Origin of the sequence: Amycolatopsis ruanii (assembly GCF_003385175.1) — a bacterium.
Classification (GTDB): Bacteria; Actinomycetota; Actinomycetes; order Mycobacteriales; family Pseudonocardiaceae; genus Amycolatopsis_E; species Amycolatopsis_E thermalba.
Genome location: NZ_PQHY01000007.1, coordinates 67,814 through 90,933, shown reverse-complemented (window position 1 = coordinate 90,933; position 23,120 = coordinate 67,814). Strand labels below are relative to the sequence as shown.

Sequence of the window (23,120 nt, the reverse complement as noted above, 5' to 3'; positions counted from 1 at the left end):
CCCCTCCCCGCAGAAGGCGCCACCGACCTGCGCGAACATCCCCGCGCACCCCAGCCGCGGCCACGCCCCGTCACCACCCGGCCGGCCACCCGCGCCTGATCAACACCGTTCGGCGGTGACGGAATTGTCGGGGGGTCCTGGGACAATCGGGACATGGCCATCCGACCCGCCCCCGGCAACCTCGTCCTCGCCGGGCGTCCCTTCCCCCTGGGCGCCCACCCCGAGGGCGGGGGCGTCCGGTTCGCCGTCACCTCCACCGTCGCCGACGCCGTGGAGGTGTGCCTGATCAGCGAGGACGGTTCCGAACGCCGCGTCGAGCTGACCGAGCGCACCTTCGGCGTGTGGCACGGCCTGGTGCCGGGCGTGACGTCCGGCCAGAAGTACGGCTACCGGGTCCACGGCCCCTACGACCCGTCGCGCGGCCTGCGCTGCAACCCGGACAAGATCCTCGTCGACCCGTACGCCACCCGCATCACCGGCGGCCTCACCGACCTGACCGCGGCCCTGGGCTACGCGGGCGACCCGATGCACCCCCGGCGTTCCAAGGTCGACTCGCTGGGCAGCGTGCCGCTGTCGGTGGTCACCTCGCACGGCGGGCCGGACACCGGCGTGAAGCCGGAGGTGCCGTTCGAGGAGTCGGTCATCTACGAGATGCACGTCAAGGGTTTCACGCAGCGCCACCCGGAGATCCCGCCGAACCTGCGCGGCACCTACCTGGGCCTGGCCCACCCGGCGGCGATCGAGCACCTGGTGCGGCTCGGGGTCACCGCCGTGGAGCTGCTGCCGGTGCACTGGTTCACCGAGGAGCCGTACCTGGTGCGCACCGGGCGCAAGAACTACTGGGGCTACTCGCCTCTGGGCTACTTCGCGCCGCACGCCGGCTACGCCAGCGAACCGGGCCGCGAGGTCGCCGAGTTCCGCACCATGGTCGCCGCCCTGCACGCGGCCAACATCGAGGTCATCCTCGACGTGGTCTTCAACCACACCTGCGAGGGCGGCCTGGACGGGCCGACGCTGTCCTTCCGCGGCCTGGACGCCCCCGCCTACTACCTGCACGCCGGCCGCGGCAACGTCATCGACCTGACCGGCTGCGGCAACACGCTGGAGCCGCGCTCGCCGACGGTGATCCGCCTGGTCACCGACTCGCTGCGGTACTGGGCGACCGAGATGGGGGTCGACGGGTTCCGGTTCGACCTCGCCAGCACCCTCGGCCGCCCCGGCGGCGGCGTGTTCGACCGCGACTCGGCGCTGCTGACCGCGATCACCACCGACCCGGTGCTGTCCCGGTGCAAGCTGATCGCCGAGCCGTGGGACGTGACCGGGCACGGCTACCGCGTCGGCGACTTCGGCGCGCAGTGGGCGGAGTGGAACGGCCGCTACCGCGACACGGTGCGCGACTTCTGGCGCGGCGCGGTCGGCGTGGACGACCTGGCGTTCCGGCTGTCCGGGTCCTCGGACCTGTACGACCACAACCTGCGCCGCCCGTGGCAGTCGATCAACTTCATCACCGCCCACGACGGCTTCACGCTGCGCGACCTGGTGTCCTACAACGACAAGCACAACGAGGCCAACGGCGAGGACAACCGAGACGGCACCAACGACAACCGCTCGTGGAACCACGGCGCCGAGGGCGAGACCGCCGACCCGGAGATCCGCGCGCTGCGGGCCCGGCAGGCGCGCAACCTGCTCGCCACGCTGCTCCTGTCGACGGGCACACCGATGCTCGTCGCGGGTGACGAGCTGTGGCGCACGCAGGGCGGCAACAACAACGCCTACTGCCTGGACGACGAGACGTCGTGGCTGGACTGGTCCGGCGACCCCGACGCGACCGCGATGCTGGCCTTCACGCGCCGGCTGGTGCACCTGCGCGCGGCGAGCCCCGCGCTGAGGCAGCCGGAGTTCTTCGAGGGCCGCACCACGCCCACCGGGCGCCCCGACCTGATCTGGTTCCGCCCCGACGGCGAGGAGATGACGGAGGAGGACTGGTTCGACGGCGGCCGCCGCACGCTGATGATGTGGATCGACGGGTCGAACAGCCAGTCCCGCACCCGGGAGGGCGAGCTGATCGCCGACCACTCCTGGCTGCTGATCCTCCACTCCGGCGACGAGCCGGCGAAGGTGACGCTGCCGGGCCCCGAATTCGGCGAGACCCTGAAGCCGACGCTGGACACCACCACGCCCGACGGCAGCCCCGCCACCCCGGGGGCGCTGACGGCGGGCAGCAGGCTGACGATGCCCGCGCGGGCGCTGTTGCTGCTCCGCGCGCCGCGGGACATCACGCCGCAGTAGGCCGGGAGGAGCAGCGGGCGCGACAGCGCCAGCGCAGCGGGCGCGGCGCTTCCCGGCCTCAGCCGCGGCACTGGGGCGCGATCGGGCGCGCCCCTCGCGGGCCTCAGCCACGGCGGCCGCCCCGGACGAGCGCCCAGGAGAAGCGCCCGGATGCGGCGGGGTGCGGCACAGCGACCCGGCCGGGTCGCTGTGCCAGGTGCCCGGGTGAGAAAGCGTCCAGCACGCCGGCACTGCGCCGCAGGCGCGCAGCCCCACAGCCGCTCAGCCCAGTAGCCGCGCAGCACCGCAGCCACGAGCCGCGTAGCCGCGTAGCTTCGCGGCGCCCTCACCGCCGAGAAGATCCCTCCCCGCGACCGCCCCTCCCATCGCGGAGCGTGATCGGCGCCCTCCCTCACCCCGGCACGACCACCGGAACAGACCAGCGTCCCCGCGGTTACCCGCGAGTACCCCGGGGCACCCCGATCCCAGACGCAGCAAGTCCTTTCGAGCTGACGCCCGTTGGGGTTATCCGACTTGCCTGAACACCGTTGAAGGGTCGAAAGTGCGCGAGGAACGCACCCCAGCGAACCAGGCCGTGACGCCTGGGTTACCAGTCGATGACCACACTGGACACACGTGGCCCGCCGACGGAGAGTGACACCCAAGGCGGTAGTTTGCGCACGTTCGCAGCGGGGTACTCCCTTCCGAAGACCTGTACGTCCCCGGACGCTGCACATTCGACAACACTGTGAGAGGGGCGCTGCCGATGACCGGCCGGCTCGGCATCGACGACGTGACCCCAGCGGTCAGCTGTGGCCACCACCCGTCGAAAGCCGTGGTGGGGGAACACGTTCCGATCTCGGCGACGGTCTGGCGGGAGGGTCATGACGCGGTCGCCGCCACCGTGTCCTGGCGCGGCCCGCACGACCGCATCTCCCGCCGCACCCGGATGACCGAGCAGGGCACTGGTCTGGACCGCTTCGGCGCGGTCATCGTCCCGGACGCCGAAGGGCTGTGGACCTTCCGCGTCGACGCGTGGAGCGACCCCTGGTCGACCTGGAAGCACGCCGTCAAGGTCAAGGTGGCCGCGGGTCAGGACGCCACCGAGCTGGCCAACGACCTGGAAACCGGCGCCCGCCTGCTGGACCGCGTCTCCCGCCGCCCGGACCGCCGCCGCGAGCGGGCCCTGCTCGCCAGCGCCGCGCACGCCCTGCGCGACGCCGACCGCTACCTCTCCGAACGCGTCGGCCCCGCGCTGTCCGCCGACATCGACCGGATCATGCACGAGTACCCGGTGCGCGAGCTGGTCACCAAGGGCAAGCCGATGCGCATCTGGGTCGACCGGGAACGCGCCGCCTTCGGGTCCTGGTACGAGTTCTTCCCCCGCTCCACCGGCGGCTGGAACGCCCAGGGCCGCCCGGTGCACGGCACCTTCCAGACCGCGGCGAAGGCCCTGGACCGCATCGCGCGGATGGGTTTCGACGTCGTCTACCTGCCCCCGATCCACCCGATCGGCCGCGTCAACCGCAAGGGGCGCAACAACACCCTCACCCCGGACGAGACCGACGTCGGCTCGCCGTGGGCCATCGGCTCCGACGAGGGCGGCCACGACGCCGTCCACCCGCAGCTGGGCACCATCGACGACTTCGACGACTTCGTCGCCCGCGCCAACGAGCTCGGCCTCGAAGTGGCGCTCGACCTGGCGCTGCAGGCCGCCCCCGACCACCCGTGGGTGCTGAAGAACCCGGAGTTCTTCACCACCCGCCCGGACGGCACCATCGCCTACGCGGAGAACCCGCCGAAGAAGTACCAGGACATCTACCCGATCAACTTCGACAACGACCCCGAGGGCATCTACGCCGAGGTCCTGCGGGTCGTGCTGCACTGGGTCTCGCACGGGGTCCGCATCTTCCGGGTGGACAACCCGCACACCAAGCCGCCGGACTTCTGGGCCTGGCTGATCAAGACCGTGAAGGACGCGCACCCGGACGTGCTGTTCCTGTCCGAGGCGTTCACCCGCCCGGCCCGGCTGTGGGGGCTGGCCAAGCTCGGCTTCACCCAGTCCTACACCTACTTCACCTGGCGCACGACGAAGGAGGAGCTCACCGAGTTCGGCGTCGACCTGGTCGAGCACTGGGACGTCGGCAGGCCCAACCTGTTCGTCAACACCCCGGACATCCTCCACGAGTCGCTGCAGAAGGGCGGCCCGGGCATGTTCGCGCTGCGCGCCGCGCTCGCCGCGACGCTGTCGCCGACCTGGGGCGTCTACTCCGGCTACGAGCTGTACGAGCACGAGCCGGTGCGGGAGGGCAGCGAGGAGTACCTGCACTCGGAGAAGTACGAGCTGCGCCCGCGCGACTTCGACCAGGCCCTGGCCGAGGGCCGCTCGCTGGAACCGTGGCTGACGAAGCTGAACGCGGTGCGCCGCGCCCACCCGGCCCTGCAGCAGATGCGCACCCTGCGGTTCCACCACGTGGACAACCCGGCGCTGATCGCGTATTCCAAGCAGGATCCGGCGACGGGCGACACCGTCGTCGTGGTGGTCACCCTGGACCCGCGCGAGGCGCAGGAGGGGACCCTCTGGCTCGACCTGCCCGCGCTCGGTTTCGACTGGCACGAGCGGCTGATCGCGCACGACGAGGTCACCGCCGAGACCTGGGACTGGGGCCAGGCCAACTACGTGCGCCTCGAACCGTGGCGGTCGGTCGCGCACATCGTCGGCGTCCAGCGCCGCCTGGCCGGCCGGGACTGATCCGCGCCGGCCCGACAACAGAGTTTCCCGCAGCACCCCGCGCACCGACCGGCGCCGGGGTAGTCGAACGCACCCGGATGAGGTGGGGAGAGGTGGAGTTCATGGACGAAGACGCCCGGCCGGACGCGGCGCTCGGTCTGGAGGGCATCCCGCACACCGGTGAGGCGATGACCGCGGACGGGATGCTCGTCGAGCCGCAGGCCGACGACTTCAAATCCGCGAAGCAGGCGCCGGCCAACCCGCACTGGTACAAGGGCGCGGTGTTCTACGAGGTGCTGGTGCGTGCGTTCACCGACTCCAACGGCGACGGCACCGGCGACCTGCGCGGCCTGGCGAGCCGTCTCGACTACATCGAGTGGCTCGGCGTGGACTGCCTCTGGCTGCCCCCCTTCTACGCCTCGCCGCTGCGCGACGGCGGCTACGACATCAGCGACTTCCGCGCCGTGCTGCCGGAGTTCGGCACCGTCGAGGACTTCGTCTACCTCCTCGACGAGGCCCACCGGCGCGGCATCCGGGTGATCACCGACCTCGTCCTCAACCACACCTCCGACTCCCACCCGTGGTTCCAGCAGTCCCGGTCCGACCCCGACGGGCCCTACGGCGACTACTACGTCTGGAGCGACGACGACTCGCGCTACGCCGACGCGCGCATCATCTTCGTCGACACCGAGACCTCGAACTGGACCTACGACCCGGTGCGCGGCCAGTTCTACTGGCACCGCTTCTTCGCCCACCAGCCCGACCTCAACTACGAGAACCCGGACGTGCAGGAGGCGATGCTCGACGTCCTGCGGTTCTGGCTGGACCTGGGCATCGACGGGTTCCGCCTGGACGCGGTCCCCTACCTGTTCGAACAGGAGGGCACCAACTGCGAGAACCTGCCGCGCACGCACGAGTTCCTCAAGCGCTGCCGCAAGGTCGTCGACGACGAGTACCCGGGCCGGGTCCTGCTGGCCGAGGCCAACCAGTGGCCCTCCGACGTGGTGGAGTACTTCGGCGACCCGGCCACCGGCGGCGACGAGTGCCACATGGCGTTCCACTTCCCGCTGATGCCACGCATCTTCATGGCCGTGCGCCGGGAGTCCCGCTTCCCGATCTCGGAGATCCTCGCGCAGACGCCGAAGATCCCGGACGGCTGCCAGTGGGGCATCTTCCTGCGCAACCACGACGAGCTGACCCTGGAGATGGTCAGCGACGAAGAGCGCGACTACATGTACGCGGAGTACGCCAAGGACCCGCGGATGAAGGCCAACATCGGCATCCGCCGCCGCCTGGCGCCGCTGCTGGAGAACGACCGCAACCAGCTCGAATTGTTCACGGCTTTGCTGCTGTCCCTGCCCGGCTCACCCGTTCTGTACTACGGTGACGAGATCGGAATGGGCGACAACATCTGGCTGGGTGACCGCGACGCGGTGCGTACACCCATGCAGTGGACGCCCGATCGCAACGCCGGTTTCTCGGGTTGCGACCCGGGCCGGATCTACCTGCCGGTGATCATGGACCCGGTCTACGGGTACCAGGCGATCAACGTCGAGGCCCAGCGGGACAGCGCGTCGTCGCTGCTCAACTGGACGCGGCGGATGATCGAGGTCCGCAAGCAGCACCACGCGTTCGCCGAGGGCGACTTCGTCGAGCTCGGCGGGTCCAACCCGAGCGTGCTGGCCTACAAGCGCACCTGGATCCGGCCGGACGGGCGGCTCGACATCGTCCTGTGTGTGAACAATCTGTCGCGATTCCCGCAGCCGGTCGAGCTGGACCTGTCGGAGCATCACGGCTACACGCCCCTGGAGCTCACCGGCGGTGTTCAGTTCCCCGACATCGGGGAACTGCCTTACCTGCTGACGTTGCCGGGGCACGGCTTCTACTGGTTCCAGCTGCTGGACGCGGACGCGAAGGCGAGGCGAGGTGAGTGATTTGACCGATCCCCGTGAGCTGGTCGGCGCGCTGGTGACCGAACTGCCGGAGTGGCTGCCCACGCAGCGGTGGTTCGCCGGGAAGGACCGCCCGATCACTGCGGTGCGCCCGCTGAGCACGACGGTCCTGATGCCGGGCGACCCGCTCCTGCTCCACCTCGTCGTGGAGGTGGAGCAGGACGACCGGCGCGAGCCGTACCAGCTCCTCATCGGGAGCCAGGCCCACCTGCCGGAGTACCTCGGGTCGAGCTGGATCGGCACCGAGAAGGGGCTGCCCTGCTACGAGGCCACCGGTGACGCCGACCTGACCAGCAAGCTGCTCGACCTCGTCGCCGAACAGGCGCGGATCGGCTCGCTGCGGTTCGCGCGCGAACCCGGCACGGAGCTGCGCGGCGGCCTGCGGGCCCGGCCGGTGGGCGCGGAGCAGAGCAACACCTCGCTCGTGTTCGGTCACCACTACATCCTCAAGCTGTTCCGCAAGCTCACCCCCGGCGAGAACCCGGACCTGCGGCTGCACCGGGCGCTGCACGAGGTGGGCTGCAAGCACATCGCCGAACTGCTCGGCTCGATCACCGGCGACCTCGGCGGTGAGCCGGTCACGATCGGCATGCTGCAGAAGTTCGTGCCCGACGCGGTGGACGGCTGGGCCATGGCCACCACCAGCGTCCGTGACCTCATGGCCGATCCCGAGCTGCCCCCCGACGAGGTGGGCGGCGATTTCGCCGGGGAGGCGCAGCGGCTCGGCCAGGCTGTCGCCTCCGTGCACAGCGACCTGCGGCGGGCCCTCGGCGACGAGATCGCCGACGAGGGCGAGTTCGACCGCACGGTCAAGGCGATGCGGGATCGATTGGACACCGTCAGCCGTGCGGTGCCCCAGCTGGCCGAATACACCCCCGCGCTGCGCGCCGCGTTCGAGAAGGTGCGCGAGACGCGCGGGCCGGTGTCCATGCAGTTCATCCACGGTGACCTGCACCTGGGGCAGGTGCTGCGCACCGTCACCGGGTGGCTGCTGATCGACTTCGAGGGCGAGCCGGCCGCGCCGGCGGCCGAGCGGGTGGCGCTGCGCTCACCACTGCGGGACGTCGCCGGGATGCTGCGCTCGTTCGACTACGCGGCGCACCAGATGCTGATCGGCCACGACGAGGACGACCCGCGGCTGACCGAGCGGGCGCTGGAGTGGGCGCGGCGCAACCGGTCGGCGTTCTGCGACGGCTACGCCAAGGCCGCGCCGGAGACGGTCGGCGACCCGCGCGCGCACAGCGACCTGCTGCGCGCCTTCGAGCTCGACAAGGCCGTCTACGAGGTGGCCTACGAACACGCCAACCGGCCGGAATGGCTGACCGTGCCGCTGGCGTCCATCGCCCGGATCACCGCAGGAGGCGAACAACCGTGAACGCGGTCCCAGCCGAGCTGCCCGAAGCGGCCCCGCCGCCCGGCGACATCGACCGGCTGCTGGCCGGCTCGCACCACGACCCGCACTCGGTCCTCGGTGTGCACACCGCGGGCGAGTCGGTGGTGGTGCGAGCGCTGCGGCCGGGCGCGCGCCGGGTGAGCGTGATCGCCGCTGACCACAAGTCCGACCTGGAACGCGTCGTGGACGGGTTGTGGGCCGGAACGGTGCCCGAGCACCCCGGCGACTACCGGCTGGAGGTCGACTACGACGGGCACGTGTGCGTGATCGACGACCCGTACCGGTGGCTGCCCACGGTCGGCGAGCTGGACCGGCACCTGATCGGCGAGGGCAGGCACGAGCGGCTGTGGGACGTGCTCGGCGCGCACCCGCGCTCCTACGACACGCCCGGCGGGGTCGTCACCGGCACGTCGTTCGCGGTGTGGGCGCCCACCGCGCGCGGGGTGCGGGTGATCGGCGACTTCAACGGGTGGGACGGCCGGTCGCACCCGATGCGGTCGCTGGGCTCGTCCGGGGTGTGGGAGCTGTTCATCCCGGGCGTGGAGATCGGGACGCACTACAAGTTCCGCATCCTCGGCGCCGACGGCCAGTGGCACGAGAAGGCCGACCCGATGGCGTTCGCGACGGAGAAACCGCCCGCGACCGCGTCCGTGGTCACCGCGTCGGCCTACGAGTGGTCCGACGACGAGTGGCTGGCCCGGCGCAACGCGACGAACTGGGCCAACGCGCCGATGAGCGTGTACGAGGTGCACCTCGGGTCGTGGCGGCCCGGGCTGGGCTACCGCGAGCTGGCCGAGGAACTGGCCGACTACGTGCAGGACATGGGGTTCACGCACGTCGAGCTGCTGCCGATCGCCGAGCATCCGTTCGGCGGGTCGTGGGGTTACCAGGTCACCTCCTACTACGCGCCGACCGCGCGGTTCGGGCACCCGGACGACTTCCGGTTCTTCGTGGACCGGCTGCACCAGCGCGGCATCGGCGTGATCGTGGACTGGGTGCCGGCCCACTTCCCGAAGGACAACTGGGCGCTGGCGCGGTTCGACGGCACCCCGCTGTACGAGCACGCCGACCCGCGCCGCGGCGAGCAGCCGGACTGGGGCACCTACGTGTTCGACTTCGGCCGCAACGAGGTGCGCAACTTCCTGGTCGCCAACGCGCTGTTCTGGCTGGAGGAGTACCACCTGGACGGTCTGCGCGTGGACGCGGTCGCCTCGATGCTGTACCTGGACTACTCGCGGCCGGAGGGCCAGTGGGTGCCCAACCAGTACGGCGGCCGGGAGAACCTGGACGCGGTGCGGTTCCTGCAGGAGCTGAACGCGACCGTCTACAAGCGACACCCGGGCGTGGTGATGATCGCCGAGGAGTCGACGGCGTGGCCGGGTGTCACGCGGCCGACGCACCTGGGCGGGCTCGGGTTCGGGTTCAAGTGGAACATGGGCTGGATGCACGACACGCTGCACTACCTGGCGCACGATCCGGTGCACCGGTCCTACCACCACAACGAGATGACGTTCTCGCTGGTGTACGCGTGGAGCGAGAACTTCGTGCTGCCGCTGTCGCACGACGAGGTGGTGCACGGCAAGGGCTCGCTGTGGGGGCGGATGCCCGGCGACGACTGGAACAAGGCGGCCGGGGTGCGGTCGCTGCTGGCGTTCATGTGGGCGCACCCGGGCAAGCAGCTGCTGTTCATGGGCGGCGAGTTCGGGCAGCAGCAGGAGTGGTCGGAGGAGCGGTCGCTGGACTGGCACCTGCTGGAGCAGCCGCTGCACGGCGGGATCCAGAAGCTGATGCGCGACCTGAACTCGGTGTACGCGTCGCTGCCCGCGTTGTTCAGCGCGGACACCACGCCGGAGGGCTTCGCGTGGATCGACGCGAACGACTCGGCCGGCAACGTGCTGAGCTTCCTGCGCCTCGGCGAGGACGGCTCGCGGCTGGCGTGCGTGGCGAACTTCGCCGGGATGCCGCACCACGACTACCGGGTCGGGCTGCCGGTGGCGGGCCGGTGGCGCGAGGTGGTCAACACCGACGCGGAGGTCTACGGCGGGTCCGGGGTGGGCAACCTCGGGGCCGTGGAGGCCGAGCCGGAGCCGTGGCACGGCCAGCCGGCGTCGGCGGTGCTGCAGCTCCCGCCGAACGGGGTGCTCTGGCTCGCTCCCGAGGAGTGAGCCGCCGAGCGCGGAACTCGCGCGCCGGAAGGTGGAACTCGCCGGCGGGAACGTGGAACTCGCGGGCGGGAACGTGGGACTCGCGGCGTGCGCGAGTTCCGCGCTCAGGTGCGCGAGTTCCGCGCTCAGGGGCGCGAGTTACACGCTCGTGCGCGAGTTCCGCGCTCGTGCGCGAGTTCCGCGCTCGTGCGTGAGTTCCGCGCTCGTGCGTGAGTTTCGTGCTTGTGAAGTTGCTAGTGGCACGGGGTGCCACTTCCCCGCGGAGTGGCACCCCGTGCCATCTCAGCCGTCGCGCCGGAGGGCCTGGCTGATCTGGCGGACCACTTCGGACAGCGGGGCGGAGGCCTTGAGGACCGCGATCACCGACTCGTCGTCGCCGGCGAGCAGCGCCGCGGCCGCGTCGGCGAAGGCGTCGATCACCAGCGCGAACGCCTCCTTGGCGTGGGCGTGCGCGTCCTCCGTGCCGCCGCTGCGCAGCCACCGGCGCAGGACGTGGTTGTGCGCGGCCGCGACCGCCGCCTCGGCGACCGAGCCGCGCAGGTCCCACAGCGGGTCCCCGGCGGCCTGGAACCGCGCGCGCAGGTAGGTCGCGAGCACGCGCTGGTAGCGGTCGACGCTGGCGACCTCCTTGTCCCGCAACGAGGGCACCGTGCGGGTGAGCGCGAACCGCTTGACCGAGACGTCCGGGTCGGCGAGGTAGGAGTCCAGCACCAGCCCGACGCCGGCGCACGCCACCTCGAGGGGGTTCTGCCGGTCGTCAGCGGTGGCGAAGAGCTGCTCGATCCGGCCGAGGACCTCCTCGTGGTTCGGGAAGATCGCGTCCTCCTTCGACCGGAAGTACCGGAAGAAGGTGCGCCGCCCCACGCCCGCGGCCGAGGCGATCTCGTCGACCGTGGTGGCGTCGTACCCCTGCTCGGAGAACTTCTCGATCGCCGCCACGGTGAGGGCGTGGCGCAGCCGCCTGCGCCCCGCGGTGGTCCTGCCCACCCGCGGTCGCGGCGCGGACCGGGACTCGTCGGACATGAGGCCGAACCTAACAGGCCGGGCTTGCTAAGGGCACGCAGTGCCATTAGCATCACAGTCATCCACCACCGATCTCGGGCACTGTGGCTCTGGTGCCCCGCCTCACCGGGAAGGGGGCTCGTGATGAGCGTCGATCACGACCTGGGCACCAAGCGTCCGGCCAGCACGCCCATGGACTACCGCCGCACGTTCGGCTGGCCGGTCCACTGGCAGAACGGCACCCTGAACTTCGTGATCGGGGCCGGCATCGGCGCGGTCGCCGTGCCGCGGGCCCGGGCCGAGCAGGTGCTGGAGAACCTGGCGCGCCAGGGCTGCCGCGGGCCCGCGCTGAGCGTGCCCACCAAGCACGGTTCGGTGGTCATCTTCCTGGTCGAGGCCGACATCCTGGGCAGCGACGCCGAGTTCCTCCCCAGCGACGTGCGGGTGCTGACGGCGGGCACGTCGATCCCGCTGCCCGGCACCCACGGCCCCGCCGACCTCGCGCGGTGGATCGTGGCGCCGGACCCGCACCAGCGCTGGCTGCCGAGCCTGACGGCCGTGCTGGCGGCCATCCGCTCGGCGGGCCGCTACCGCTGAGGAGGAAAGCGCTTCCCGGCGCGGAGGCAGTGCCGCGTTGCGATTGCGATCTTGACGACTGTCTCGCCGCTGAGGTGATCGCTGAGACGAAGTTCGTGCCCGGCAAGGCCGGGCTCGTGCTCGTGCCGTCGGATCTCCAGGATCGGGAGCGGACGATCAGCCGGAGCTTCACGGCGGCGCGGTATAGGTCGTTATACGCCCGGCGGCAGCCGCAACTGCAGCGCCGCGAACAGCCGCACCAGTGGATCGCCCAGGTCGAGTCCCGCCACCTCGCCCGCTCGCCGCACGCGGTAGCGCAGCGTGTTCGGGTGCACGTGCAGCTTCGCGGCTGCCGAGCGGACGTCGCCCAGCGCGTCCAGGTACGCCAGCAGTGACGACGCCAGGTCCGGGTGCCGCGAGCGCAACTCCGTCAGCCGCGGGTCGCGCAGGCGCGGCTGCTCGGCCAGCACCGCGAGCGTCTCGCTGACCAGGACCTGCGACCGGACGTCCGCCAGCGTCGCCACCTCCAGGTCCAGCCCGCGGGCCATCGCGTCCAGCACCCGGTCCGCCTCCTGCCGCGACACCCCCACGTCCTCCACCCCCGGCACCACCCGGCCGATCGCCGCCCGCACCGGCGTCCCCGCCGAGGCCACCATCTCGCGCGTCAGGTCCAGCAACGACACCCCGGCGGGCAGATCGGGCAGGAACACGTACGTCCGGCCGCCGAGCTGGGTCACCAGCGCGCTGCGCCGGTAGGCCGCCGCGTGCACCGAGATCACCGACGCCAGCGCGGACCGCCGCAGCTCCAGCTCCGTGCGGTCCACCGGCTCGGCCCCGCGCGGCGCGAAGGCCACCACCGCGGCCGGCTTCGCCGGATCGGCCCCGATCTGCCGCGCCACCGAGACCGGGTCGCTGCGCCCCTCCAGCATCCCGGCCAGCAGGTTCTCCCGGAACCGGGCGCCCGCCGCGCTGCGCCGCCGGACCAGGTGCAGCGCCGCCACCCGGGCCGCGCCCACCAGTGCCTGCTCCGCGCGCGAAGCCAGCGGCGCCGCACCCTCCTGCACCCAGATCGACCCGAGCGGCCGCCCGCCCGCGTGCACCCCGATCGCCAGGCGCGTGCGGATGCCCAGGTCCGGCCGCTCCTCGATGCGCACGACCTCCTCGGTGGCCCGCAACCGCTGGTAGACGCCCCACTCGTGCAGCATCTTCAGGTACGGCGCCGGCCCCTGACGGCCCAGGATCGACAACCGGCGCAGCTCGTCCACCTCGTCGTCGGACCTCGAGTACGCCAGCACGCGGCTCGCGGTGTCCTCGATGCTCACGATCCCGCCGGTCAGCGCGGCGATCGTCTGGGCCAGCGAGAACAGGTCCCCCAGCGTCTCCCCCGCGTCCTCGTCCGCCGCGCCCCGGGCGGTTTCCAGCACCCCGCGCACCAGCGCGGCCAGCTGCTCCCACCGCACGTCGGCGGCGAAGGCCAGCAGCGCGGTCCCGGCGTCGGTCGCCGCGTTCCGCAGCAGCGGCAACGCCGAATCGGACTCCACCTTGACCGCCACCGCCGCCGCGCCCTGCCGCCCGGCGGCCCGGATCAGCGGCACCGCCGCCCGCCCGCGCGCGCCGATCACCAGCGCCAGGTCGCCGGGTCGCAGCTCCGGCGTGTCGTCCGGTTCGAGCACCACGACGTCGGAGACCTCGCCCGCCAGGCCGTCCGGAGCGACCTCCACCTCGACCAGCGGATCACCGAGCGCGATCAGGACCTGCCGCAGTTGTGCCACGGGACGAACACTAGTCCCAGGATTGGCCGAACCGACAAAAACCGGCGCCCGCGATCTTCCTAGCGTTGAGACATCCGACGACGAGGAGGAGCAGCCGTGGACGCCGTGACCACCGTTCCCACCCCGGCCAACGAGCCGGTTCTGCAGTACGCGCCGGGCAGCCCGGAACGCGCCGAGGTGCAGGCCGCGCTCGCCGAACTGGGGAAGGAACCGATCGAGCTGACCGCGACCATCGGCGGCGAGCAGCGGATGGGTGGCGGGCCGCGGATCGACGTCGTCCAGCCGCACAACCACCGCGTCGTGCTGGGCACCCTCGGCTCCGCGACCCAGCAGGACACCCGCGACGCGCTGGCCGCCGCCCGCGAGGCCGCCCCGGCCTGGCGGAAGCTGTCCTTCGACGACCGCGCCGGGATCGTGCTGCCCGGCTCCGACCTGCTCAGCGGCCCGTGGCGGGCCAAGCTCAACGCCGCCACCATGCTCGGCCAGTCCAAGACCGTGTACCAGGCCGAGATCGACTCCGCGTGCGAGCTGGCCGACTTCTGGCGGTTCAACGTCGCCTTCGCCCGCCGCCTGCTGGCCGAGCAGCCCGCCAGCTCGCCGGGCGTGTGGAACCGCACCGACCACCGGCCGCTGGAGGGGTTCGTCTACGCGATCACCCCGTTCAACTTCACCGCGATCGCCGGCAACCTGCCGACCGCGCCCGCGCTGATGGGCAACGTCGTGCTGTGGAAACCGTCTCCCACGCAGAGCTTCGCCGCGCACCTGACCATGCGGCTGCTGGAGGAGGCCGGGCTGCCGCCCGGCGTGATCAACCTGCTGCCCGGGGACGGCCTGGCGGTCTCCGAGGTCGCCCTCGCCGCGCCGGACCTCGCCGGCATCCACTTCACCGGGTCCACCCGCACGTTCCAGCACCTGTGGTCGCAGGTCGGGGCGAACATCGCGAACTACCGCACCTACCCCCGGATCGTCGGCGAGACCGGCGGCAAGGACTTCGTGCTCGCCCACCCGTCGGCCGACCTCGACGTGCTGCGCACCGCGCTGGTCCGCGGCGCGTTCGAGTACCAGGGCCAGAAGTGTTCGGCCGCCTCGCGCGCCTACGTGCCGCGGTCGGTCTGGGCGCGGCTGAAGGACGACTTCCTCGCCGAGGTCGAGTCGCTGTCCATGGGTGACGTCACCGACCTGAGCAACTTCCTCGGCGCCGTCATCGACCGCCGCTCGTTCGACCGGCTGTCCGGTGTCCTGGACCGCGCCCGCGCCGACGACCGGCTGGAGATCCTCGCCGGCGGCACCGCCGACGACAGCGAGGGCTTCTTCGTGCGGCCGACCGTGATCGCCTCGGACGACCCCGGGCACGAGGTGTTCACCACCGAGTACTTCGGGCCGGTGCTCGCGGTGCACGTCTACGACGACGCCGCCTACGACACCGTGCTGCGCCAGATGGAGAGCGTCGCGCCGTACGGGCTGACCGGTTCGATCATCGCGACCGACCGGGCCGCCATCGCGCACGCCACCGAGGAGCTGCGGTTCGCGGCGGGCAACTTCTACGTCAACGACAAGCCGACCGGTGCGGTGGTCGGGCAGCAGCCCTTCGGCGGCGGCCGCGGGTCGGGCACCAACGACAAGGCCGGGTCGATCCACAACCTGCTCCGCTGGGTCAGCCCGCGCTCCATCAAGGAGACGTTCGTGCCGCCCACCACCGTCGGCTACCCGCACCAGGGCTGAGGAGGATCACCGTGCTGCGCACCGCACTGCTCGCCGCGGCCGGGTCACCGGCCTGCCGGTCGCTCGTCGAGCGGTCCCCGATGACCCGCCCCGTGGTCCGCCGCTTCGTCGCCGGTGCCGGGGTGGACGACGCGCTGGCCGTGACCGCCGGCCTGATCGGCGGCGGCCGGGCCGTCACGCTCGACCACCTCGGCGAGGACACCACCGACGCGGCCATGGCCGCCGCCACGGTGAAGGCCTACGTCGAACTGCTGGCGCTGCTGGCCGACTCCGGGCACGCCGCGGGCGCTGAGGTGTCGGTCAAGCTGTCCGCCGTCGGGCAGCGCCTGCCCGACGGCGACCGCGTCGCGCTGGACAACGCCCGCCGCATCTGCGGGGCCGCGGCCGCCGCGGGCACCACGGTCACGCTGGACATGGAGGACCACACCACGACCGACGCCACGCTGGGTGTGCTGCGTGAGCTGCGCGCGGACTTCCCGTGGGTCGGCGCGGTGCTGCAGGCCTACCTCCGGCGCACCGAGCAGGACTGCCGGGACCTGGCGTACGCCGGTTCGCGGGTCCGGCTGTGCAAGGGCGCCTACGCCGAGCCCGCTTCGGTCGCCTACCCGGACAAGTCCGATGTGGACAAGTCCTACGTGCGGTGCCTGCGGGTCCTGATGGACGGCGAGGGGTACCCGATGGTCGCCACCCACGATCCGCGGATGATCGCGATCGCCGCGGAACTCGGGAAGGACCGCCCGGACTGGGAGTTCCAGATGCTGTACGGCATCCGGGACGCCGAGCAGCGGCGGCTGGCGCGGCAGCACACGATGCGCGTGTACGTGCCCTACGGCGACGAGTGGTACGGCTACTTCATGCGCCGCCTGGCCGAGCGCCCGGCGAACCTGGCGTTCTTCCTGCGGGCGCTGGTCACGCGGTGAGTTCGGTGATCCGGCGGGCGACCGGCCAGGCGCCCTCCGACGTGTTGGACAGCACCGTCCAGGTCGTCGCACCACTGTGGACGGTCCGGAAGGACACGCCGGCGTCGTGGCCCTCCAGCTGGACCGCGTCCCCGGTGAGCCAGAACCCCAGGCCGTAGCGCATGTTCTCCGCCTGGACGTGGCTGCGGGGCGCGGTCAGGTCCCGCACCCGGGACAGCGGGACGATCCGCCCGGCGAACAAGGCTGTCCAGAAGGCGTGGACGTCGGCGGCGGTCGAGTGGATCCCGCCGTCGCCACTGCCGAGCACGGGCAGGTGGAACACGTTGGTCCGCCGCTCGCCGACGTAGCCGAGCGCGACCCCGGCGGCGGGCTCGTCGGAGCGGAGGAAGGCCGTGTCCGTCATGCCCGCGGGCACGCACACCAGGTCGTGCACCAGCTCGCCGAACGGGCGGCCGGCGGCCCGTTCGGCGAGGAGGGCGAGCACCACGTAACCGCTGTTGCAGTAGGAGAACCGCTGCCCGGGCGGGAACTTCGGCGGATGCCCGTCCAGGACGCGCAGGTAGTCCTCGGTGGTGGCCAGCTCGTGCACCGGCACGGGCAGGATGTGATCGGTGATGGGCCGGTCGGCGTCCTCGTCGCAGTAGTCGCCGATGCCGGAGCGGTGCGCGAGGAGGTGTTCGACGGTGACCTCGTCGCCGATCAGCGGCAGGTCGTCGCCGAGCAGCGACCGGGCCGTGGTGTCCAGGCCGAGCACCCCGCGCTCGGCCAGCGCGGCGATCGTCAGCGCGGTGAGGCCCTTGGTGCCGCTGGCCAGGGCGAAGCTGGTGCCGACGGTGTTGGGCACCCGCAGCCCGCGGTGGGCGAAGCCGTAGGCTCGGGCGAACGTGCGGCCACCGGAGTCCACCCGGACGACACCGGAGAACCCGGTCTCGGCCGCCACCGCGTCGATCCCCGCCACCCGGGCCATTCTGCCGGGTGGCGGGGATCGTCTCACCTGGTTTTACCGTGCGGCGGCGGTGACGCGCTGGTCGCGTGTGCCGCGCAGCAGGCCGCGGTGCGCCAGCTCCGGCAGCGCGCCCTCGGCGAACCAGTACGCCTCCTCCAGGTGCGGGTACCCGGACAGCACGAACTCCTCGATGCCGAGCGAGTGGTACTCCTCGATCAGGTCGGCGACCTCGCTGTGGCTGCCCACCAGCGCCGTTCCGGCGCCGCCGCGGACCAGGCCGATGCCCGCCCACAGGTTCGGGTGGATCTCCAGCCCGCGCACGCCGCGGTCCAGGCCGCCGCCGTGCAGGGCGACCATCCGCCGCTGCCCTTCCGACTCGCTGGCGGCCAGCTGCGCCTGCGCCTTCGCCACCTGCTCCGGGCTCAGCGCGTCCAGCAGCTTGCCCGCCTCCGCCCACGCCTCGGCCGAGGTGTCCCGGGACAGGGTGTGCAGCCGGATGCCGAACCGGATCCGCCGCCCCTGCGCCTGCGCCAGCTCCCGCACGCGCCGGATCTTGTCCGCCACCTGCTCCGGCGGCTCGCCCCAGGTCAGGTACACATCGGCGTGCTTCGCCGCGACCGGCAGCGCCGCCGGGGACGAGCCGCCGAAGTACAGCGGCGGCACCGGGTCCGGCGGGGCGAGCACGGTCGCGCCCTCGACCGACAGGTGCTCGCCGGTGAAGTCGAACGGCTGCCCGCTCCACACGCCGCGCGCGATGGTGAGGAACTCGTCGGTGCGGGCGTAACGCTGGTCGTGGTCGTGGAAGTCGCCGAAGCGCTTCTGCTCGATCGAATCGCCGCCGGTGACGACGTTGAGCAGCAGCCGGCCGCCGGAGATCCGCTGGTAGGTGGCGGCCATCTGGGCGGCCAGGGTCGGCGAGAGGACGCCGGGGCGGAACGCGACGAGGTACTTGAGCCGCTTGGTCTCGCGGAGCAGCGCCGCGGTGGTCAGCCAGGCGTCCTCGCACCAGGTGCCGGTCGGGGTGAGCACGCCCGCGAACCCGAGCTGCTCGGCGGCGCGGGCGATCTGCGCCAGGTAGTCGATGGTGGGTTCGCGCTGGGCGACCGGGCCGAGCGAGCGGTTGGCGTGGAACCGTTCGACGATCGTGCGGCCGTCGCCGGTGGTGGGCAGGAACCAGTGCGGTGTGATGGTCATGTCATCCCCTCGCTGCGGCCAGGTCGGCGGCGAACCGGGTGTCGGTGAACCCGGCGAAGTCCACACGTCCCGGCAGAACCTTGTCTTCGGTGAAGGCGTCGGCCAGCTGCTGTTCGGAGGCGATCACCGTGCCGTCGAGCGGCACCGGCAGATCGGGTCCGTTCTGCACGGACGCGAGCGTGACCTCCGGCTTCAGCCCGGACTCGGCGGACCAGGCCTGCGCCCACTGCTCGCGGTGCGTGCCGGCCCACTGCTGGGCCTTCGCGATCCGCACCACGTAGTCGCGGATGGCGGCGTTCTGGCCGGCGTCGGACAGCGCGTTGTGCCCGGCCACCTGGAAGGTGTAGCCGTTGGCGGTGCCGGTCCCGTCGGCGAGCACCCGGGCGCCGGTCTCCAGCTTCGCCTGGGAGGTGTAGGGATCCCACACCGCCCACGCGTCGATCTGGCGCTGGGTGAACGCGCCGTAGGCGTCGGCGGGCTGCAGGAAGGACAGCTTGACGTCCTTCGTGGACAGTCCGTTCTTGGCCAGGGTCAGCAGGATCTGGCCGTGTGCCGAGCTGCCCTTGGCCACGCCGATGGTCTTGCCCTGCAGGTCCGCGACGGTTCGCAGGGGCGAGTCGGCGGGCACGAGCAGGGCGTCGCCGGCGACGTTGCCCTGCGCGGAGCTGACGATCGAGATCCGCGCCTTCGCGGCCGCGGCGAAGATCGGCGGCGTGTTGCCGACCCCGCCGATGTCGATCGCGCCGGCCGAGGCGGCCTCCAGCAGCGGCGGGCCGGAGGTGAAGGTGGACCACTCGATCCGGTACGGCAGGTCGGTCAGCAGCCCGGCGGCCTTGAGCAGGGCCTGCGAACCACCCTTCTGGTCACCCACCGTCAACGTCACCTTCGCCAGGTCGGCCGCGCTCACCGGCGGCGGCACCGACGGGCTGGACGACGGCTCGCTCCCGCCACCGCACGCGGTGAGGCTCAGCGCGAGCGCCGTGACGGCGGCGAGGATTCTAGGCAATCGCATGGTCGGTCACTCCCAGATCGGCCAGCACCCTGGCGCGAACGTCGAGGTGGTCGGACACGGCACGCGGCCGCGGGTGGTGCAGGACGTGCTCGGCGATGATCCGCCCCTCCCCCAGGACCAGGACGCGGTCGGCCAGCAGCAGCGCCTCGTCCACGTCGTGGGTCACCAGCAGCACGCCGGGCCGGTGCTCGGTCCACAGGTCCTCGACCAGCCGGTGCATCGCCAGCCGGGTCAGGGCGTCCAGCGCGCCGAACGGCTCGTCGAGCAGCAGCAGGTCCGGTTCCCGCACCAGCGCGCGGGCCAGCGAGACCCGTTGCGCCTCACCGCCGGACAGGGTGCGTGGCCAGGCGTCGGCGTGATCGGCCAGCCGCACCTCGGCCAGGGCGCGCTCGGCGAGCGCGCGGTCCCGGCCGCGGTCGCGCAGGCCGAGGACGACGTTGCGCCACACGCGCCGCCAGGGCAGCAGCCGGGGTTGCTGGAACGCCACGGACACCGCGCCGTGGACGCCGGCCTCGCCGTCGACGGCGGTGTCCAGCCCGGCGAGGATCCGCAGCAGGGTCGACTTGCCCGAGCCGCTGCGGCCGAGCAGGGCGACGAACTCGCCCCGCCCGATTTCGAGGTCCACATCGGACAGCACGGTGCGGTCGCCGAAGCTTTTGGTCAGGCCGTGCACCCGGGCGATCAGTTCCCGCGCCATCGCAGCGCCCTCCGTTCGATCAGGCGGACCAGCGCGTCGGTGACCAGACCGAGCACGGCGTAGACGATCAGGCCGACCACGATCACGTCGGTGCGCAGGAACTCGCGCGCGTTGTTGATGAGGTAGCCCAGGCCGGCGTCGGCGTTGACGGTCTCGCCGACGATCAGCGCGAGCCACGCGACGCCGAGCGCCTGCCGCAGCCCCACCAGGGTCTGCGGCACGGCGGAGGGCAGCACGACGTGGACCAGCCGTTCCCAGCGCGTGTAGCCGAGCGCCGTGGTGGCCTCGACGAGGTGGTCGTCGACGCCCCGGATACCGGAGTGGATGTTGAGGTAGAGCGGGAACGCCACGCCGAGTGCGACCAGGACGATCTTCGGTTCCTCGCCGATGCCGAACCACAGGATGAACAGCGGGATCAGGCCCAGGAACGGCAGGGTGCGCAGCATCTGCACCGGCGGGTCGATGAGCACCCCGCCCCAGCGCGACAGGCCCGCGACCACGCCCAGCACCAGCGCGACACCGGCGCCGAACGCTAAGCCGAGCCCGACGCGGACGATCGACACGGCGAACGCCTCGCCCAGCTCGCCGGAGCGCGCGGTCTCGATCCCGGCCTGCAGGACCGTCCACGGTGAACTGAGCTTGTCCGGCGAGAGCACACCGGTCGAGGAGGCCAGCTGCCACAGGGCGAGCAGCGCGAGCGGACTGATCCAGCGGCGCAGGTCGGGCAGGCGGCGTCTCCGGGCCGGACGCGGCCGCGTCCCGGATGCCTCCTCCGGGCGCGCGAGAACGTCCGTTGCGGACAGCGACACGGATTTTCTCCCATTTTTTGCGGGGGTTTCCCGGAAAATGCTTCCTCCCACGATCGGGTGGGTCAACGTCCTCCCGGATCGCGGAACCGGCGTCGCTGAGCAGGCCGGAGTTTCGTTCACCGCTTGGGGAAACGTTGACAGGGCGGCGGATCGGCGGTCAGGCTGCCCGGGTGACCGACTTCCAGCCGCTGACTTCCGTCGAAGGCCTCCCGCTTCTCGGCGGCTCCGGCCGTTTCCGCGTCCTGCAGAACTCCGAGCGGGGGCTGTTGCTCGAACTGGAGTACCCGGCGGGGGTGGCCTCGCCGGAGCACTTCCACGACCACGACAGCTTCGTCTACGTGCTCTCGGGTGAGGTGACCGGCACGCTGGACGGGCAACCGGTGCGGCTGGGCCCCGGCGGCACGGTGGTGCACCCACGCGGCGTGCGGCACACGATCAGCGCGGTGACGGACAGCCGGTGGCTGGAGTTCAAGGCGCCGCCACCGGAGGTGGGGCGCGTGCTCAGGTGATGTCGGCGCCGACACCGGAGCAGTGCGCGCGCTCATCGCACCCACTCGGCTCCCTCCGGCAGGGAAATGCGGATGTCACCGCCGTCGTGGGCACGGGCCAACCACACCGCGCCCGCCCCACGGCGCCGGCCATCACCCAGCCTGTCTTTTCGACCGCGGGCGCGTGCTCAGGTGATGTCGGCGCGGCCGTCGAACCGGTAGCCGATCCCGCGGACCGTCGTGATCGAGAAGCGGTCGATCTTGCTGCGCAGCTTGCGGACGTGCACGTCGATCGTGCGGCCGCGGCTCGGTCCGGGCAGGCGCCACACGTGCTCGGTCAGCGCCTCGCGGTCGAAGACCCGGCCGGGGTGGCTCGCCAGGAACAGCAGCAGCTCGTACTCCAGGCGGGTCAGCTCCACCTCGGCGCCGTGCGAGCGGACCCGCCGCGACGTGGTGTCGATGCACAGCGCGGCATCCAGGGCGTCCAGCGCTTCGCCGATCACCGCGCCGATGCGGTCCGGATCGCCGTGGACGACGATGTGCAGCTCGACCGCGCCGTCCGGCCGGTCGACCCGGGTGAGGGACTGCGTCATGGACCCATGCAAGCCACGGGGCCACCGGGGGGTCAATCGCGTCCCGGTGCGTGGGCGCGGGTTGCCGCGCGCCGCGTGGCAGACTCGGGCCGTGGCAAGGCAGCCGACCGGTGAGTCCGTTCTCTCCCGCGCCGTGCGGATCTTCGAGGCCTTCACGCCGGACGAACCGGTCCTGCAGGTCTCCGAGATCGCGCGGCGGACGGGTCTGCACCTGGCCACCGCGTCCCGCCTGGTGGCCGAGCTGACCAGCCACGGCCTGCTCACCCGCGACGACGACCGCCGGGTGCGGATCGGCGTGCGGATGTGGGAGCTGGCCCTGCGCGCCTCCCCCACGGCCACGCTCCGCGACGCCGCGATGCCGTTCATGGAGGACGTCCACGCCGTCGTCGGGCACCACGTGCAGCTCGGTGTCCGCGACGGCGACGAGGTGATCTTCCTCGAACGCCTCTCCGCCCCGAAGGCGGTGATCAACTACACCCGGGTCGCCGGCCGGCTGCCGCTGCACGCGTCCTCCTCCGGGCTCGTCCTGCTCGCCCACGGGCCCGCCGACCTGCGCGAACGCGTGCTCGCCAGGCCGCTGCGGGCCTACACCGCCAACACCATCACCACACCGGACCGCCTGCGGGCCACGCTGGCCGACATCCGCAAACAGGGTTTCGCCTGGTGCCCGGGTCACATCCACGAGGAGGCGCTCGGGGTCGCCGTCCCCGTGAAGGACGCGCGCGGCATCGTCGTCGCGGCCCTGTCGGTCATCGTGCCCAACACCGCCGAGAGCAGGGCGGTCACCGGAATCCTGATGGCCGCCGCCCGCGGCATCACCCGCTCGCTCCCGGCCTCGCCTCTCATTCAGTGAGAACCCGGTCGCCACCCGGCGCCGCGG

Annotated in this window: 18 protein-coding genes; 10 read left to right on the top strand and 8 right to left on the bottom strand. The window is 72.0% G+C overall.

Annotated elements, in window-relative coordinates; translation table 11 throughout:
- The first annotated feature begins 153 nt into the window (after positions 1 to 153).
- From glgX to glgB, 5 genes are all read left to right on the top strand, one after another.
- Complete coding sequence (glgX, locus tag D0D28_RS05910) at positions 154 to 2,289, top strand: glycogen debranching protein GlgX (RefSeq protein WP_094006963.1); 2,136 nt, start codon at positions 154 to 156, stop codon at positions 2,287 to 2,289.
- Positions 2,290 to 3,034: 745 nt separating this feature from the next.
- Positions 3,035 to 5,020 carry a maltotransferase domain-containing protein gene (locus tag D0D28_RS05905; RefSeq protein ID WP_094006962.1) on the top strand — a complete coding sequence of 662 codons (1,986 nt, stop codon included), beginning with the start codon at positions 3,035 to 3,037 and terminating at the stop codon, positions 5,018 to 5,020.
- A 101-nt stretch (positions 5,021 to 5,121) separates the two neighbouring features.
- The gene (gene treS, locus D0D28_RS05900) at positions 5,122 to 6,933 is read left to right on the top strand and encodes a maltose alpha-D-glucosyltransferase (protein WP_094007146.1); all 1,812 of its coding nucleotides are present in this window, start codon (positions 5,122 to 5,124) and stop codon (positions 6,931 to 6,933) included.
- 1 nt (position 6,934) lies between these two features.
- Positions 6,935 to 8,326: a maltokinase N-terminal cap-like domain-containing protein gene (locus D0D28_RS05895; protein ID WP_094006960.1), complete on the top strand. Its 1,392-nt coding sequence runs from the start codon at positions 6,935 to 6,937 to the stop codon at positions 8,324 to 8,326.
- Positions 8,323 to 10,509: a 1,4-alpha-glucan branching protein GlgB gene (gene glgB / locus D0D28_RS05890; protein WP_094006958.1), complete on the top strand. Its 2,187-nt coding sequence runs from the start codon at positions 8,323 to 8,325 to the stop codon at positions 10,507 to 10,509. The genes D0D28_RS05895 and glgB overlap by 4 nt, the downstream gene beginning before the upstream one ends.
- Positions 10,510 to 10,791: 282 nt before the next feature.
- Here the strand turns inward: glgB and D0D28_RS05885 are convergent, their stop codons facing one another.
- Positions 10,792 to 11,532: a TetR family transcriptional regulator gene (locus D0D28_RS05885; protein WP_116109985.1), complete on the bottom strand. Its 741-nt coding sequence runs from the start codon at positions 11,530 to 11,532 to the stop codon at positions 10,792 to 10,794.
- 123 nt (positions 11,533 to 11,655) lie between these two features.
- Here D0D28_RS05885 and D0D28_RS05880 point away from each other — a divergent pair, with 123 nt between their 5' ends.
- Entirely contained in the window at positions 11,656 to 12,108 is a 453-nt protein-coding gene (locus D0D28_RS05880; RefSeq protein ID WP_094006954.1) for a hypothetical protein, read from the top strand.
- Positions 12,109 to 12,299: 191 nt separating this feature from the next.
- Here the strand turns inward: D0D28_RS05880 and D0D28_RS05875 are convergent, their stop codons facing one another.
- Positions 12,300 to 13,859 (bottom strand): PucR family transcriptional regulator, encoded by a 1,560-nt coding sequence (locus D0D28_RS05875; RefSeq protein ID WP_116109984.1) that lies wholly within the window; start codon positions 13,857 to 13,859, stop codon positions 12,300 to 12,302.
- A 96-nt stretch (positions 13,860 to 13,955) separates the two neighbouring features.
- Between D0D28_RS05875 and pruA the strand changes: the two genes are divergently transcribed.
- A complete protein-coding gene (gene pruA, locus D0D28_RS05870; protein ID WP_116109983.1) occupies positions 13,956 to 15,581 on the top strand; it encodes an L-glutamate gamma-semialdehyde dehydrogenase in 1,626 nt (541 codons plus the stop codon).
- A gap of 11 nt (positions 15,582 to 15,592) precedes the next feature.
- Entirely contained in the window at positions 15,593 to 16,501 is a 909-nt protein-coding gene (locus D0D28_RS05865) for a proline dehydrogenase family protein (RefSeq protein ID WP_116109982.1), read from the top strand.
- Here the strand turns inward: D0D28_RS05865 and D0D28_RS05860 are convergent.
- Genes D0D28_RS05860 through D0D28_RS05840 form a run of 5 tightly spaced genes read right to left on the bottom strand, consistent with a single transcriptional unit; the run spans position 16,491 to position 21,159 of the window.
- Entirely contained in the window at positions 16,491 to 17,468 is a 978-nt protein-coding gene (locus D0D28_RS05860) for a serine hydrolase domain-containing protein (RefSeq protein ID WP_240323106.1), read from the bottom strand. The two genes, D0D28_RS05865 and D0D28_RS05860, sit on opposite strands and share 11 nt — an antisense overlap.
- 33 nt (positions 17,469 to 17,501) lie before the next feature.
- Positions 17,502 to 18,641: an LLM class flavin-dependent oxidoreductase gene (locus D0D28_RS05855; RefSeq protein WP_116109981.1), complete on the bottom strand. Its 1,140-nt coding sequence runs from the start codon at positions 18,639 to 18,641 to the stop codon at positions 17,502 to 17,504.
- Position 18,642: 1 nt separating this feature from the next.
- On the bottom strand, positions 18,643 to 19,653 hold the full coding sequence (locus tag D0D28_RS05850) for an ABC transporter substrate-binding protein (protein WP_116109980.1): 1,011 nt from the start codon (positions 19,651 to 19,653) through the stop codon (positions 18,643 to 18,645).
- Positions 19,640 to 20,350, bottom strand: a complete 711-nt coding sequence (locus tag D0D28_RS05845; protein ID WP_116109979.1) for an ABC transporter ATP-binding protein — start codon at positions 20,348 to 20,350, stop codon at positions 19,640 to 19,642. Before D0D28_RS05845 ends, D0D28_RS05850 begins: the two co-directional genes overlap by 14 nt.
- Positions 20,335 to 21,159 carry an ABC transporter permease gene (locus D0D28_RS05840; protein WP_094006943.1) on the bottom strand — a complete coding sequence of 275 codons (825 nt, stop codon included), beginning with the start codon at positions 21,157 to 21,159 and terminating at the stop codon, positions 20,335 to 20,337. Before D0D28_RS05840 ends, D0D28_RS05845 begins: the two co-directional genes overlap by 16 nt.
- Before the next feature lie 170 nt (positions 21,160 to 21,329).
- On the opposite strand from D0D28_RS05840, the gene D0D28_RS05835 reads away from it, so the two are divergent.
- Complete coding sequence (locus D0D28_RS05835; RefSeq protein ID WP_094008646.1) at positions 21,330 to 21,668, top strand: cupin domain-containing protein; 339 nt, start codon at positions 21,330 to 21,332, stop codon at positions 21,666 to 21,668.
- 167 nt (positions 21,669 to 21,835) lie between these two features.
- On the opposite strand, the gene D0D28_RS05830 is transcribed toward D0D28_RS05835, so the two are convergent.
- A complete protein-coding gene (locus D0D28_RS05830; RefSeq protein ID WP_094008647.1) occupies positions 21,836 to 22,240 on the bottom strand; it encodes a winged helix-turn-helix domain-containing protein in 405 nt (134 codons plus the stop codon).
- Positions 22,241 to 22,331: 91 nt separating this feature from the next.
- Between D0D28_RS05830 and D0D28_RS05825 the strand changes: the two genes are divergently transcribed.
- A complete protein-coding gene (locus D0D28_RS05825) occupies positions 22,332 to 23,093 on the top strand; it encodes an IclR family transcriptional regulator (RefSeq protein ID WP_162830987.1) in 762 nt (253 codons plus the stop codon).
- Positions 23,094 to 23,120: the final 27 nt, after the last annotated feature.

Coding starts and splice junctions, on each gene's coding strand:
- D0D28_RS05845 (WP_116109979.1), bottom strand. CDS start 20,350: ATGGCGCGGGAACTGATCGCCCGGGTGCACGGCCTGACCAAAAGCTTC.
- D0D28_RS05855 (WP_116109981.1), bottom strand. CDS start 18,641: ATGACCATCACACCGCACTGGTTCCTGCCCACCACCGGCGACGGCCGC.
- D0D28_RS05885 (WP_116109985.1), bottom strand. CDS start 11,532: ATGTCCGACGAGTCCCGGTCCGCGCCGCGACCGCGGGTGGGCAGGACC.
- D0D28_RS05905 (WP_094006962.1), top strand. CDS start 3,035: ATGACCGGCCGGCTCGGCATCGACGACGTGACCCCAGCGGTCAGCTGT.
- D0D28_RS05830 (WP_094008647.1), bottom strand. CDS start 22,240: ATGACGCAGTCCCTCACCCGGGTCGACCGGCCGGACGGCGCGGTCGAG.
- D0D28_RS05880 (WP_094006954.1), top strand. CDS start 11,656: ATGAGCGTCGATCACGACCTGGGCACCAAGCGTCCGGCCAGCACGCCC.
- D0D28_RS05860 (WP_240323106.1), bottom strand. CDS start 17,468: ATGGCCCGGGTGGCGGGGATCGACGCGGTGGCGGCCGAGACCGGGTTC.
- glgX (WP_094006963.1), top strand. CDS start 154: ATGGCCATCCGACCCGCCCCCGGCAACCTCGTCCTCGCCGGGCGTCCC.
- D0D28_RS05850 (WP_116109980.1), bottom strand. CDS start 19,653: ATGCGATTGCCTAGAATCCTCGCCGCCGTCACGGCGCTCGCGCTGAGC.
- treS (WP_094007146.1), top strand. CDS start 5,122: ATGGACGAAGACGCCCGGCCGGACGCGGCGCTCGGTCTGGAGGGCATC.